Origin of the sequence: Sphingomonas kyungheensis, assembly GCF_037120395.1 — a bacterium.
In the GTDB taxonomy this organism is placed as follows: Bacteria; Pseudomonadota; Alphaproteobacteria; order Sphingomonadales; family Sphingomonadaceae; genus Sphingomonas; species Sphingomonas kyungheensis.
This window is the reverse complement of record NZ_JBBBDM010000012.1, coordinates 1-13,034: the sequence shown is the minus strand read 5'-3', so window position 1 is coordinate 13,034 and position 13,034 is coordinate 1. Positions and strand designations below refer to the sequence as shown.

Annotated in this window: 15 protein-coding genes; 9 read left to right on the top strand and 6 right to left on the bottom strand. The window is 63.8% G+C overall.

Annotated features, from left to right (window positions below):
- Positions 1–185: 185 nt before the first annotated feature.
- The gene (locus V8201_RS16320; RefSeq protein WP_037533372.1) at positions 186–911 is read right to left on the bottom strand and encodes an SDR family oxidoreductase; all 726 of its coding nucleotides are present in this window, start codon (positions 909–911) and stop codon (positions 186–188) included.
- A 148-nt stretch (positions 912–1,059) separates the two neighbouring features.
- Here V8201_RS16320 and V8201_RS16315 point away from each other — a divergent pair, with 148 nt between their 5' ends.
- The 3 genes from V8201_RS16315 (at position 1,060) to V8201_RS16305 (ending at position 3,712) form a co-directional block, all read left to right on the top strand.
- Positions 1,060–1,956, top strand: coding sequence for an AraC family transcriptional regulator (locus tag V8201_RS16315; RefSeq protein ID WP_336545966.1), 897 nt, complete (start codon positions 1,060–1,062; stop codon positions 1,954–1,956).
- Positions 1,957–2,231: 275 nt separating this feature from the next.
- The gene (locus V8201_RS16310; protein WP_336545965.1) at positions 2,232–2,834 is read left to right on the top strand and encodes a glutathione S-transferase family protein; all 603 of its coding nucleotides are present in this window, start codon (positions 2,232–2,234) and stop codon (positions 2,832–2,834) included.
- A gap of 113 nt (positions 2,835–2,947) precedes the next feature.
- Positions 2,948–3,712, top strand: coding sequence for a helix-turn-helix transcriptional regulator (locus V8201_RS16305; RefSeq protein ID WP_336545964.1), 765 nt, complete (start codon positions 2,948–2,950; stop codon positions 3,710–3,712).
- A 106-nt stretch (positions 3,713–3,818) separates the two neighbouring features.
- On the opposite strand, the gene V8201_RS16300 is transcribed toward V8201_RS16305, so the two are convergent.
- Positions 3,819–4,904: a helix-turn-helix domain-containing protein gene (locus V8201_RS16300; protein ID WP_271300992.1), complete on the bottom strand. Its 1,086-nt coding sequence runs from the start codon at positions 4,902–4,904 to the stop codon at positions 3,819–3,821.
- A gap of 166 nt (positions 4,905–5,070) precedes the next feature.
- Here V8201_RS16300 and V8201_RS16295 point away from each other — a divergent pair, with 166 nt between their 5' ends.
- From V8201_RS16295 to V8201_RS16280, 4 genes are read left to right on the top strand one after another with little or no spacing between them, the layout of a single operon-like run.
- A complete protein-coding gene (locus V8201_RS16295; protein WP_152542184.1) occupies positions 5,071–5,586 on the top strand; it encodes a TadE/TadG family type IV pilus assembly protein in 516 nt (171 codons plus the stop codon).
- Positions 5,583–6,134, top strand: a complete 552-nt coding sequence (locus V8201_RS16290) for a TadE/TadG family type IV pilus assembly protein (RefSeq protein ID WP_271300993.1) — start codon at positions 5,583–5,585, stop codon at positions 6,132–6,134. The genes V8201_RS16295 and V8201_RS16290 overlap by 4 nt, the downstream gene beginning before the upstream one ends.
- Entirely contained in the window at positions 6,116–7,492 is a 1,377-nt protein-coding gene (locus V8201_RS16285; protein WP_271300994.1) for a TadE/TadG family type IV pilus assembly protein, read from the top strand. Before V8201_RS16290 ends, V8201_RS16285 begins: the two co-directional genes overlap by 19 nt.
- A 40-nt stretch (positions 7,493–7,532) precedes the next feature.
- A complete protein-coding gene (locus tag V8201_RS16280; protein ID WP_271300995.1) occupies positions 7,533–7,781 on the top strand; it encodes a hypothetical protein in 249 nt (82 codons plus the stop codon).
- Between the two features lie 822 nt (positions 7,782–8,603).
- Here the strand turns inward: V8201_RS16280 and V8201_RS16275 are convergent.
- Positions 8,604–9,563, bottom strand: coding sequence for an NAD-dependent epimerase/dehydratase family protein (locus V8201_RS16275; protein ID WP_444529437.1), 960 nt, complete (start codon positions 9,561–9,563; stop codon positions 8,604–8,606).
- 88 nt (positions 9,564–9,651) lie between these two features.
- Here V8201_RS16275 and V8201_RS16270 point away from each other — a divergent pair, with 88 nt between their 5' ends.
- Complete coding sequence (locus tag V8201_RS16270; RefSeq protein WP_336545962.1) at positions 9,652–10,557, top strand: LysR family transcriptional regulator; 906 nt, start codon at positions 9,652–9,654, stop codon at positions 10,555–10,557.
- A 314-nt stretch (positions 10,558–10,871) separates the two neighbouring features.
- Here the strand turns inward: V8201_RS16270 and V8201_RS16265 are convergent, their stop codons facing one another.
- From V8201_RS16265 to V8201_RS16255, 3 genes are all read right to left on the bottom strand, one after another.
- Entirely contained in the window at positions 10,872–11,648 is a 777-nt protein-coding gene (locus tag V8201_RS16265; protein WP_336545961.1) for a hypothetical protein, read from the bottom strand.
- Between the two features lie 262 nt (positions 11,649–11,910).
- On the bottom strand, positions 11,911–12,135 hold the full coding sequence (locus V8201_RS16260) for an antitoxin VbhA family protein (RefSeq protein ID WP_271301000.1): 225 nt from the start codon (positions 12,133–12,135) through the stop codon (positions 11,911–11,913).
- Positions 12,136–12,282: 147 nt separating this feature from the next.
- Positions 12,283–12,462, bottom strand: a complete 180-nt coding sequence (locus V8201_RS16255) for a single stranded DNA-binding domain-containing protein (protein ID WP_271301001.1) — start codon at positions 12,460–12,462, stop codon at positions 12,283–12,285.
- A 108-nt stretch (positions 12,463–12,570) separates the two neighbouring features.
- Between V8201_RS16255 and V8201_RS16250 the strand changes: the two genes are divergently transcribed.
- Positions 12,571–12,789, top strand: coding sequence for a hypothetical protein (locus tag V8201_RS16250; protein WP_336545960.1), 219 nt, complete (start codon positions 12,571–12,573; stop codon positions 12,787–12,789).
- Positions 12,790–13,034: the final 245 nt, after the last annotated feature.

Genomic DNA, 13,034 nt, shown 5'->3' with positions numbered 1-13,034 from the left:
CTCAGGACCGCGCTAAAACGGTAACCGAGCGGTTTCGGGGGGACGGTGGACCCATCACCGGTCGCTCGGGTCCATCAAGCAGCCTCCCGTAACCGGACATACGTTCACCGCGGTCCGACGACTTGATCGTGTCGGCGAACCGCTCGTTTGGGCGTGCCCGCTACGGCACCGGCACGCCCAAGCGCTCACATGTCCGCTGCGGTCGGGCGCACGATCACCTCATTGATGTCGACACCCTCCGGCTGCTCTATGGCATAGCGAACGGCTCGCGCGATCGCATCCGGCGTCAGCGACTTCTTCCGCCATCCGGTCAGTGCCGCCGCGACCGCAGGATCAGTGATGTCATGACCCAGCTCGGTGGCGACGACGCCTGGCGAGATTAACGTCGAACGGACCTCGTCATGCTCTTGCCGCAGCCCCTCGGTAATCGCGCGCACGGCATGTTTGGTGGCGCAATACACCGCGGCAGTCGGCATCACCATGTGCGCGGCGACCGAGGCTACGTTGACGACATGACCACTCCGTTGAGCCACGAACCGCGGCAGCACCGCGGCGATGCCGTTGAGGACGCCGTGGATGTTGACGTCGACCATCCGCTTCCACTCATCCCGCTTCAGCGCAGCGAGCGGCGAAAGCGGCATCACACCCGCATTGTTGACCAGCACGTCGACACGTCCGAAGCGCGCTTCAGCGGCCACCACAAACGCGTCGAAATCGGCGCCGTCGGTGACATCAAGTTCGCGCCAGGCGACGGTTTCGCCCAGTTCCTCCGCCAGTGCCTTTAGCCGCTCTCCGCGACGCGCGCCGATGAACAGCCGGGCGCCGGTCGCAGCCAGTTCGCGCGCAGTTGCCTCGCCGATCCCGCTGGACGCGCCGGTGATGAGTACGACCTTATCGACATTCTCTGCCATGATGCAGTCCTTCCGTTGTGGTGACGGGGCGCAGATGGGCCAACGCACGTGTCAGGCGGTAGCGCGATCGCCCCAATGGCTTGCACGATCCTCCAGAGTTAATGCCGGGTGCTTGCCCATGACGTGTGAGTAGGGGAGGATCGTCGGCATGGACCGGATCGCCGAACTCTCTGCCCTCATCGACCGACACGTCGTGGGCACAGGCATTTGCAGCACGGCGATGCCGCATGTGTCGCTGATCCGGGCCGATGCGCCGAGCACCCCCACGCCGGCCGTCTACGAGGCCTCCCTTTGCCTAATAGCCCAAGGGTCGAAACGGGTGTCGATCGGCGAGCACAGCGTCGTCTATGACGCGGCCCATTACCTCTTGGTCTCGGTCGACTTGCCGTTGGTCGGTCATGTGCTCGATGCAAGTCCCGAGCAACCCTATCTCTGCTGCAAGATCGATCTCGATGCCGCGATGCTGGCCGATCTCATGGCGAGCGAAGGCGGCGGGGTGGCCCGTACGGATTTGCCGGTGCTCGGCGTCTACCCAGGCGATCCCGACCTGATCGACGCGGCATGCCGGCTGGTGGGGCTGCTCGACCGACCCGACACGATCCGCGCGCTGGCGCCGCTGATTGAGCGCGAAATCCTCTATCGTCTGCTCACCGGACCTCACGGTCCGATGCTTCGTCACATCGCAACCGCTGGCAGCCATCTCAATCAGGTCAGCCGGGCGATCGCCGCCATTCGTCGGCGTTTCGATGCGCCGATCCGCATCGACGATATCGCAGCCGAGGCCGGGATGAGCTCCTCCTCCCTCCACGTACACTTCAAGGCGATCACCCGCATGACGCCGCTGGAGTATCAAAAGCAGCTGCGGTTGCAGGAGGCCAGACGCCTGATGCTAACGGAGGGTGCCACGGCGAGCACGGCAGGCTTTGCCGTCGGCTATGAGAGCCCATCGCAATTCAGCCGCGAATACAGACGACTGTTTGGCGCGCCTCCGCGTGCGGACATTGAACGGCTCCACGCTGCGCCAGCAGCGGCCATGGCGCTGTGACAACGGCTTGGGTCGCGACCGGTATTGCGAAATACTGTGATCGGATCATGCTGGCAGGACGACCCACGAGCGGCCATTCAGGTAGCTCTGCAAGCTTTCAACTATGGACCTTGGTTCATGCATTTTAACCTGTACTCCCGGCTGGTGAAGTATTGAGCCACCCAGGAAGCAGCCCGAGCGACTTCGCCCGCAAGCGGTTCGCTGCTGCCACCACGCTGGCAACAGCCCCACTCTAAGCAGCCTCCAACGGCATCCTCGCCGCGGGAGACTTCATCATGCTGACGCTGTTCCACGCCCCCCGGTCACGATCGAGCCGGATTGTCTGGCTGCTCGAGGAGCTGGGCGCGCCCTTCCACCTGCGGCACGTCACGATCCGCTACAGGGATGGAAGCGGTGGGGGGCCCGATCCCGCCAATCCTCACCCCGACAAGAAAGTGCCCGCCCTCCTCGACAGCGGTGCCCTGGTTACCGAGAGCGCGGCGGTGGCGACCTATCTTGCCGACCTGCTGCCTACGGCTGGGCTGGCCCCACGCATCGGCGATCGAGATCGGGGGGCGTATCTCACCTGGATAAGCTGGATCGAAGGAGAGCTCGGTCCCGCCATCTTCCAGCGCTTCAGCGCCGGAGCCGACGCAGCCACGCCCGCCGCGTTCGAGGCAGCGCTCCACCGGCTGGATGGCGCGCTTACAGACGGCCCTTACCTGCTCGGGGAGCGCTTCAGCGCTGCCGACATCATGCTGGGCGGCACGTTGGGCTGGGCGCACGACGTCCTGCCGGCAGAAGGGCCAATCTCCGTCTATTTGGCCCGCCTCGCGGAACGGCCGGCATTCGCGCGAGCCATGACACGGGATGCTGCACCGGCGGATGACGCGGCGTGACCCGGAGAGACGGCTGGCTGGGTGTCACAGGCTTCCTCGTGACCGCCGTGCTGCTCTTGCTTTGTCATCGAGCGGCACTCGCGCCGCTGGTGGCTGGCCTGTAGACCGATCGTATGCGCCGCGCCGACCGACTGTTCGAGATCGTCCAACTCCTCCGCCGCGCGTCCGGGCCGCTCACCGCGGACGCGCTGGCGGCAGAGCTGGAGACGAGCCGGCGGTCGGTGTACCGGGACGTCGCCGCGCTGATCGGCCAGCGCGTGCCGATCCGCGGTGAAGCAGGGATCGGCTACGTGCTGGAGCGCGGCTTCGACATGCCGCCGCTGATGCTCACCTCGGACGAGGTGGAGGCGGTGGTTCTCGGCGCGCAATGGGTGTTGGTCCACGCCGACGAGGGGCTCGCCCGCGCAGCCGCCGACGTGCTCGCCAAGGTTGCCGCCATCGTTCCCGAACAGCTGCGTGGACAGATCGAGGACCCGGCCGTTATCACGCCGCCCAACTGGGGCGAGCGGCTCGATGCAGGGGTCGATGTGGCACGTCTGCGTGCCTGGAGCCTGCAAGGGCGCAAGCTGCACATCCGCTACGCTGATGAGGGGGGCCGCGAGACGACACGTACCGTATGGCCGTTCCTGGTCGGCTACATGGATCGGGTTCGGATGCTCATCGCCTGGTGCGAGTTGCGCGGCGACTTCCGGATGTTCCGCACCGACCGGCTTGCCGCAATCGAGTTTCGGGACGAGCGCTACCCGGAACGCCGCGCCGTGCTCAGGCGGCGTTGGCTCACCATGATGAGCGGGCGACGCGATGCGGCGGTAACGCGAGGTCGTGAAGCCTCAGCACACCTATATCCAGACATCCAGGGCACTTTGCCCATCTCCTAACGTCGGACTTCGTTCCCATTCGACCGGGACGCCGACATCGAGGAGTCGACATCAAAGGCGGTGCCTTTGGTCGTATCCAAAGTGTGCGCACGAAGGTGAGGCACTCCTAGTCGCGACGGCCGCTGTCGACGGCGATGTCGCCCCCCGACCGACCGCCATCGTCCTGCCGCTGCCGTCGCCACAGGCCGGGCGGGACGCCGTACCAACTTCGGAAAGCCCGCGAGAAAGAGGCGACATCGGCATAACCCAATCGCTCGGCGAGGTGCTTGAGATTGGTGCCTTTTCGAGACAGTAATTCGACAGCGAGCTTGCGGCGGGTAGCGAGGATCAAGGTAGAAACGCTTGCACCGCGCGCTTCGAGCTGGCGTTGCAATGACCGCTCGCTCATCCCGAGCGTCTGCGCGACGTGGGCGAGCGTCGGCAGCGCCTCGCGTAGCCGCAACGCGACCACGGCGCCCGCCTGCGCCACAATGTCCGTCTCTGCATCCCGAGCCGCGAGTGCAGAGCGGATGCTGGTGACGCTTGCATCGTGGATCTCCACGTCATGCGTGATCAGGGGCCGGTCAAGATCGACGCTGCGCAATACCATGTGATCGAGCGGCGCGTCATAGCGGATGGCGCAGCCATAGTAATCTGCGTGGAACGCTGCCTCGCTGCGCGGACGGGCGAGCGCCATGTGCACCGCTGCTATCGGATATCCGGTCGCGATACGGCCTAATCCGAGCAGCATGCCGAAATGGAAATCGACCGCAGCGCGCGGCACGTCGATGGTTGCGTAAGGAAACACACGCTGGGCATGGAACAAGCCGTCACGCTCCCAGTGGATCAGCCGTTCCGGTGAATGCAGGCGCTTGTAGGTGACGATATTCTGCAAGGCGTCACGATAGGTGGGCGCGTGGAGCGCTGCCAGAAATGCCGTATCGCCCCCCACCTCGCGCGCTGCGCGCAGGAGCTTGAAGCCGATCCGGCTATCTGCGGACACCCGTTCCAGGCCCGCCCACAGGGCGAGTGCCTGATCAGTAATCAACGGAGCCTGACGTGATTTGTCTACTTCTGACAGATCAGCCTCGGCAAAGACCGCGTCTACGGAATAACCGAGATGCGCGATGGCGCGCCAGATCGCCTGTGGAATTTGCCAAAGGTCCAATGCGGAAGTATTGTCATAACTCGAGCGCGCCGTGTCATCTTTCATGCCACTAAACTAGATCAGCGATTCGATTTCTGTCGACCACCACGATGGTCGATGGCGCGGGCCGTATCATTTTTGGCGTCGCAAGCCGATGCGGCATCCTTCTGATATTGGCAAATGCTTTTCCTGTTTCTGACTTCAAGCTTTATGCTGCGGCTGGAGCGACTCATTGACACCCCTTCCGTTTCCGAAAGCCCCTCGATTTGCCTTCTTTCAAAGCAAGGCAGGCACATCAATCGTCGAGTTCGCCATTGTAGCACCGATGTTCATTCTGCTGCTGATCGGCGTGCTCGAAACGAGCTACGTCTATTTTCTACAGGAAAGTCTTGAGACGCGTGCGGAGGCGACCATGCGCGCAATCATCACCGGTACTTTGGTAAGCGAGTCTTCCAGCGATAGTGCGCGAAAGGCGGTCTGCGCTAGCCTGCCGTCTTACATGCGCTGCGATCGCATTGCCGTCGAAGTCGCTTATACGCCAGAAGTCAGCCAAATCAAAGCTGTAGCACTGCAAAGCGCCTTGCCCGGGCGGGCTGGTACAGGCCGGCCGGGCGATATGGTCGTACTCCGCTTATTGTATCGCTGGCCGATGCGCCTCAGCCCGTTCAGCCTCGTGCGCGGCATGAAGGAGAAGGATGGCTATGCGTTGGCGGCGCTGCGTTTAGCCCGGGTCGAGCGCTATTCATGATCGCCCGCAACGCCCTACATTCCCGGCGAGGGTCGTTCAAAGACCGTCGTGGCGTTGCCATGGTCGAATTCGCCTTGACGCTTCCCATGCTGATGCTGCTGTATCTCGGCAGCGTGCAGCTCACGAGCGCTTTGTCGTGTTACCGTAAGCTAGGTGCCACCGGCCGTTTCGTGGCCGACCTGATTTCACAAGACACGGCGACGACACCCGGTGAGATCAATTATGTTCTGCAGGCCGCGCAGGTCATCATGGCACCATATGCCAGCAAGCAGCTGACAGTCCGCGTTACCTCGATCAAGACGGACCAGACGAACCTTGGCACCGTTCAGTGGAGCAGCGCCCTCAACGGCACCGCCCTCCGCCGCGGCACCATAGTTTCGGTTCCGGAGGGTCTTGCGCCGGGCGACCGATTCCTGATCTACGTCGAGACGTCTTATCAGTTTCGCCTTCTAGGACCGCTCAAGCTGTTCAACCCGGTCCTGCTGGCCGACAGATTCTACATGTCGCCGCGCCAGTCCCGCCAGGTCGCATGCGATACGTGCGGCTGACGGCAGTGCGACAGTCGCCCCCCTCCCCGCTACGATCGTTGCGACACGACTCCCGCGGCAGCGTCCTTGTTCTCTTTGCCCTGGCGCTAGTCACCCTACTCGTGGGGGTGGGCTTGGGCATCGACTATGTGCGCGCGATGCGCGCGCAGACCAAGCTGGCAGCGATTGCCGATGCGGCGGCCCTGACCGCGGTCTCACAGGATGGCATGGCAATGCCGCCGGCAACCGCGGAAACCGCGATCCGCGCTGCCTTCGTTGCACAGGCACGATCCCTCGAACAAGGCGGCTTGCTCCTCGATTATCAAAACACCGAAGCGCTCGCGATCGGGGTCGTGGACACGCCGCTCGATAGCGGAGATGCCAGCGGTGGCGTCAGCCGTCGTGCCACAGTCGCGTTTCGCGCCCGGCATCGCAACGTCTTTGCCGGCATCCTCGGTCTTGCCCAATTGCCGCTTCAGGGCGTCGCCGGCACAACGGCATCGACCGCACCGAATATCGACCTCTACGTCCTCGTCGACACTTCACCATCGATGCTGCTGCCGTCGTCGGACGCGTCCGTCCGGTTGATGGTCGCCGCCACCGGCGGCTGTGCCTTCGCTTGTCATGAGACAGGCAGCACTCGAAGCAATCTCAGCATCGCCCGGTCGCGAAACATCTCGCTTCGCTACGACGTCGTCCTCGATGCGGTGCGGCGCCTGACGACGCTTGCCCGCGATGCGGCGGCCAATACCGGCGTACGCTACCGGATCGGTCTCCACGACTTCGACTACAAGTACCGCCAGATCTGGCCCCGCTCACCTGCTGCGGACGGCAGCTGGGTCGACAGCAACCTCGACCAGGTGCGCACCCATGTCGCCGACGCGCAGCCTCTTGCGTATTGCCGCAATTCCGAGCGCGTCTGCGGCGTCCCCGACGCCGATACGGCGACCGATTTCACCGCTGCGCTGAACGGCATCAATGCGTCGATCCCCACGCCCGGCGATGGCAGCAACCGGCCCGGGGATCGCCCGCGGGCGGTCGTGCTGCTCGTCACCGACGGAATGCGGGACGAATGGTCCGAGGTGTCCGGTCGCTTGCTTGGGCCGGTGCCGGTCGATCGATGCGATGAGATCAAGCGGCGCGGCGTCCGTCTGGCCATACTGAACGCCGTCTACCTGCCAGCGTCGATTGTCGACGACGAATGGTCCCGCACCAACGTCTTGGCACCATTTCTGCAACCAAATGACGTTGTCAGCCCCGCGTTGCAGTCATGCGCATCGCCAGGCCTCTATCATGAAGTGACATTGGGCGACGATCTTTCGTCATCCGTGGCCCAGCTTTTCCAGAAGTCGATCAAACGCGCATTCATCATGAAATGATGTGGATCCTTGCCACCCCGTGTTACCATTGGAGGCTTACATGCTACTTGAACGCTTCACTGCCCGCCTGAAGCGGCGAGGTACAATCAAGGCGGAAGCAGGCCGCGACACGTCGATACAGATCGGCTTGCGATGTCGGCATTGCGGGCAGCATTTTGACCTGGCACCGATCAGTGTAATTTTGCAGCTGATTGTGAGACGTCTTGATCGTGCTGGAAGCGATGTCGCTGCATTGCATCTGACCCAAGCCATCGCCGTTTTGAGTGAAGAAGTACCGCGCGCATCATAGCAGACGCTGCCCGATAAGACCCTGGACGCCCTATCCAGCGCCGACAAACGCCAACTATAAGACTTCTTGGTCACCAAAGCGAGAAAGAGGGCATCCAAATCAGGGCGTAATACCAGCTTGAAGAGATTTATACGTTGAAGTGTCAATGCGAGTCGTGAGACGTGCCTCTTGACCCAGAAGCAGACATTGACAGTCCTCTGTGCCCTTCGCAAAGCCATCCGTTCGTTCGGCTTGCTCTTCGATGTCCAGGCACACAGATTTCTGGCACGCACCGATGTTGCTGCGGCTCATTCCCGAGCTGTTAGATCAGCGTCGATCGTCGCCTTGGGGGGCCACCTCCGCCGCGTCGCAAGGCTAGTCTATCTCTGCCAGAGAGCCTATCCGGCCCGTGGCAGCCCAACCCGGGCGGTCAAGGGAGGTGATACATATAGACACCGCAACAATCGTAGCACTGGTACTCGGCGTCGCGACGCTCGTCGTCGCGCTCCTCAGCTTGATAGTGAAGATTATCGAGCTGTCGCGCCACTAGGCCGAGTTGGGGACGTCCCGGCGCTGGAACGCCGGGGCGTCCTTAAAAAATTTGAGCCCCGAACGCTGGAACGCTCGGGGCTCAGGGGATGACCTATAGACATAGAACATCGTAGCTCGACCGATATACGCTTCAACCTGTAGCGCCGCAAGGCTACTCCGCCGCAATCCCCGTGTCGTAGATGCGCGTGCAACGCCGCAAGCATGTAGACCCGGTTCCGGACATTCTCCTCGGCGCGCCCGACGCCCGAGAACTGCCGCTCGTTCATCAGCGGATGCAAAGCCGCTGAATCGTCACAGCCGTTCCAAACCCTGCAGCGTCGTCCGCAGCGCCTCGACGAGCGGCGTTGCCGGCACGTCGCCGAGGAAGCTGTGCAGCTTGCCGTCGATCAGCCGGAGCGGCCGGCGCCAGAGATAGATCATCTCGCGCATCTCGCGCGCGGTCTCGTTAAACGGCGCCATCGCGTGCACCACCGGCCACGGGAACGGATAGATCGGCGCGTTCGGCTTGCCCGCCGCCTGGCGGATCGAGTCGGCAAACGCTCGGTTGTCGTCCACCCAAGTGCCGCCAAACTGGAAGCTGTCGAAAGCCGCCAGCGCGTTGCGCCGTTCCAAGAGGCGTACCATCGTCTCGGCGAGGTCGGGCAGATAGGCCCAAGCGTGGCCAATACCCGCGCGCGCGGGATCGAAAACGCGCTTCACCGGTCCGGGCGTCGGCACCATGCCCTGCGCCAACCAGCTATTGCCGCTGCGCGGACCGAAGAAGTCGCCCGCGCGGACAACCAGTGCCTTGGCGCCGTTCCGGCTCGCCTCGCGCAGGCGGCGCTCCATCTCGACGCGGATCGCGCCCTTGCGGGTCACCGGGTTTTCAGGGCTAGTCTCGTCGACAGCCTCGCTCGCGTCCGGCCCGTAATTGTAGACCGTGCCTGGCAGCAGCACGCGCGCGCCGGTCGCGGTTGCCGCTGCGATCGTGCTGTCGAGCATCGGCAGTACCAGCCCTGCCCAATTGCGATAGCCCGGCGGGTTCGCACCATGCACGATCACCGACATGCGGTCGGCAGCGGCGGTGACGGACGCCTTGTCCATGGCATCGCCCCGCACCCATTCCAGCGCCGGATTGCTCGCCCGGGCCCGCGCCGGATCGCGATGGAGCGCGCGGACCGCCCAGCCGCGGGCGAGCAACGCCCGTGCCACCTCGCCCCCGATGCCGCCGGTCGCGCCGATCACCAGCGCCGTATTTGTGTCCTTGTTCATCGTCACCTCCTCGTTGCGGAGGCAGAGATGGCCTCTATCCGGGCCAAACGAAATTGCGACAATAGGCAGAGCAGATATACAGGATCGTATGGACAGTGGACCCGGATGGGAGTTGTGGCGCACCTTTGGCGCCGTCATGCGTGCGGGCAGCCTGTCGGGTGCGGCGCGCGCGCTCGGTCTCACCCAGCCGACCGCCGGGCGACATATCGCGGAACTGGAGGCGGCGCTCGGCGCCGGCGCGCTGTTCACGCGCTCGGCGCGCGGGCTGCAGCCGACCGAGACCGCGCTGGCGCTCGCGTCGGAAGCCGAGGCGATGGCTGCCGCCGCGGCAGCGCTGGTGCGAACCGCCTCCGCTCCCGGCGACGCGATCTGCGGCATCGTCCGGATCAGTGTGAGTGAAGTGATCGGCGCGGAGGTGCTGCCGCCGATCCTCGCCGCCCTGCGCACGCAGCATCCCGGCCTGATGATCGAGCTGCTGCTCACCAACGCCTCGTCCGACCTGCTGCGGCGCGACGCCGATCTCGCGATCCGGATGACCGAGCCGAGGCAGCAGGCGCTGCTCGTCAAGTCGGTGGGCCGCATCCGTCTCGGCTTCTACGCGCACCACGAGTATCTTGCCCGCGCCGTGTCGATCGACAGCGCCGCTGACCTGGCGCGGCATGCGATCATCGGCTTCGACCGGGACGCGGCGTCGATCCGGTCGCTCGAGGCGGCCTGGCCCGACCTGCCCGCCTTTGCGCTGCGCACCGACAACCAATTGGCCCAGATCGCGCTGATCCGCGCCGGCTGCGGGATCGGTGTGATGCAGGGCCCGATAGCTCGCCGTGACCCGGCGCTGATCCCGATCCTGCCGGCAATCTTCCACGCGCATCTGCCGGTCTGGATCGCCATGCATGAGGACCTGCGCTCGACAAGGCGCATGCGGCTGGTCTTCGACGCCCTGATCGACGGCATGACGGCTTACATCAGAACGGGTTCGGAGCGTCAGCGGTGAGCTAGAAACGGCCGCTCATGCAGTGTAGACGCAGTCCGAAAGCAGACGTTGATTAAGGCCTACCTGCCTGTCTTCATAACATTTATACGTCAGTTTTGACCTCGGCAGCATCCTAGAGCGGCCGGATCGTTCTCCAACAAGATTTGAGATCGGCTTCTACGCCTTTGACAAACCTCTCCGTGAGATCGGGTGCGCTATTACGCGCCGATATAGGCTCCACCCTTCGATCCGACCAGCTGCATCTTGCATCCCGTCAGCTCGATGGTGGGCAACGCGTGAGCGAAGATACCTTCTGAAGTCATTCGACGTTTGCTTCAGCGCTCCAACTTGCCGTCGTGTTCGATCGCCCGCAGCCGCTGGATCTGCTGCGTCGCGATCGTGCGCTGCTGCGCGAGCTCGCGCGTGATGCCGTCGGCAATGGCGATAAGCCGCCGGATCGCAGGCGCGCAGGGCTCATGCCGGATGGTGATCTGGCCGCTCTCGACCCGGCTCAGGCGTTCGGCCAAGACCTCCATGCTGCCATCGCGCGCGATGCGGTCGCGGATGGCGACCGCCGCCTCGTGCTCGGCGGGTGAACCCTGTCCGCGCGGCACGGCGAGGCGGGCGTTTTCTTCGGCAAGGTCGGCCTGATTGGCGGCGATCGGCGCGACGACCCCGATCTCGCGCGCCGCCTCCATCACCGACATGCGGCGGTCATAGGGGGCTTGGTCGCGGCCATGCTCGAGCGAGCGCCGGATGATCTCCTGAAGCGGATCGTGCCGGCGATACACGTGGAGCTGGAACGCCAACTGATATTCTTCGCGAGTGTCGACCGTCATCATCTTGTCGGCGGTGAGGCCGGGATAGTGATGCTGGATAACGGCCATGTCGCGCGCGATATACAGCGCGTCACGGGACTGCGGCGTCACGTTGGTCGTGTTCCAGTCGAGCTTTTGCCCGGCCTCGCTGGCGAGCTGCGCGGTGAAGGTGCGCAGCGTGCGGCTGTTTCCCTCGCTGAACGGGTGCAGGTGATCGAGCCTCGCATAGGTCTGCGCGAGGGCGTCGGCCATATCCAGCGTGTTCAGCCCGGCGAGCGCCTTGCCGCCCTGCAACGCCTCGAGCGTCGCCCCGAGCAGCCGGTCGACCTCCGGCCGCAGCGCATAGGGGACCTAAAGACGATCGCGCGAGGCCTCAAGCCGGCGCTGCTTGAAATGCCCTGCCGCGTCCGGCCGAAATTCGCCCGGACGATGGTGCGGCAGATTCTGGAAGATACGCCGGTGAACCTCGCGCAGGTGGGCGACATCGAATTGGCCTCGGACAGGGTCCAAGGCCAATAGGGTTATGTTGACATAGGCAAGGGCTGCTTCGCCGCGATCAACCAAGGCGCACGGTGTCGGATTCTTTCACCGCAGTGACGAACTGCTCGTTGGTCAATTCGCCATCGATGAACCGCGCGGCGATTGCCTCGATTTCACTGATGAGGATGCCGCCTTCGTAACGGACGCTGCCGCGTGCAAAGTTGACCGCGTCAATACGACGCTTGCGCTCAGCCGCGGTGATCGCGAGTGGGGAAACAGGGAGAGGCGCGACGGCGTCCATCCTCAATCCTTTCAGCTGATCGAGCCATATCAATATAGGAAGACGCGCCCGGATTTGCCAGCAGAACTGGCGGATTTCAGCCGATATCGGACTGGCGAGAGGCATGGCCTGCGATCGGGTGGCGACACGCACCACCGGTCGGCAGCGTCAGTCTTCGGGACGATCGTCGTCTTGATCCTCATGCCCCTTGGGCCAGTCATGCGCAGGGATGACCCGGACGCGTTCGGCGATCAGGTCAACGGTATGGACGCGCTCGCCGCTCTTCTCGTAGCTGTTCTGACGGATGCGGCCGGCGAGGTGGAGGAGATCGCTCTTGCCATAACGCACATTCCGAGCGGGACATGGGAGAGCTGATCACTTGATCCGGTGACGATCCCGGGGCGCTTCATTGCCGCCCGCGAACGCGTGGCCTATGTCTGACGGGAAGGAGGCGCCGTGACCACGAAGGGTCCCATGTGGACGCAGGATCAGGCAATTGCTTACGAAGCGGCGCTGGACGCTATCAACGACGTGATCGCCAGGTACAGCGAACAGATCGCCTATGAGCAGGGTCATGGCACCGGTGCACGGGTCGAGTGGTTACGCATGCGCGTGTGGCAAGCACGCGACATAGCCAAGTCGCTCGACATTCGCGACGACGTGACGGTCAGTTAGGCGCTGCGCGAATTCAACGCAATAGTGCGCGCGCTCGACGCTGTGGACATGTCGTCGGTTGCTCACCGGAATCCAGTCACGTGTGATCCCGAGCGCCACAGCTTGCCACCTGCTTGGTTACGTTGATTTCGATTCGATTGAGTAGGCCGACTTCGTGAGGAGCGTGTCTGACGTGCCCCCCGTTTCTTCATCCACCTGGAACTAGAGACCGGCCCTTGGAGGGACGGACGGAATGAAACGGAAGC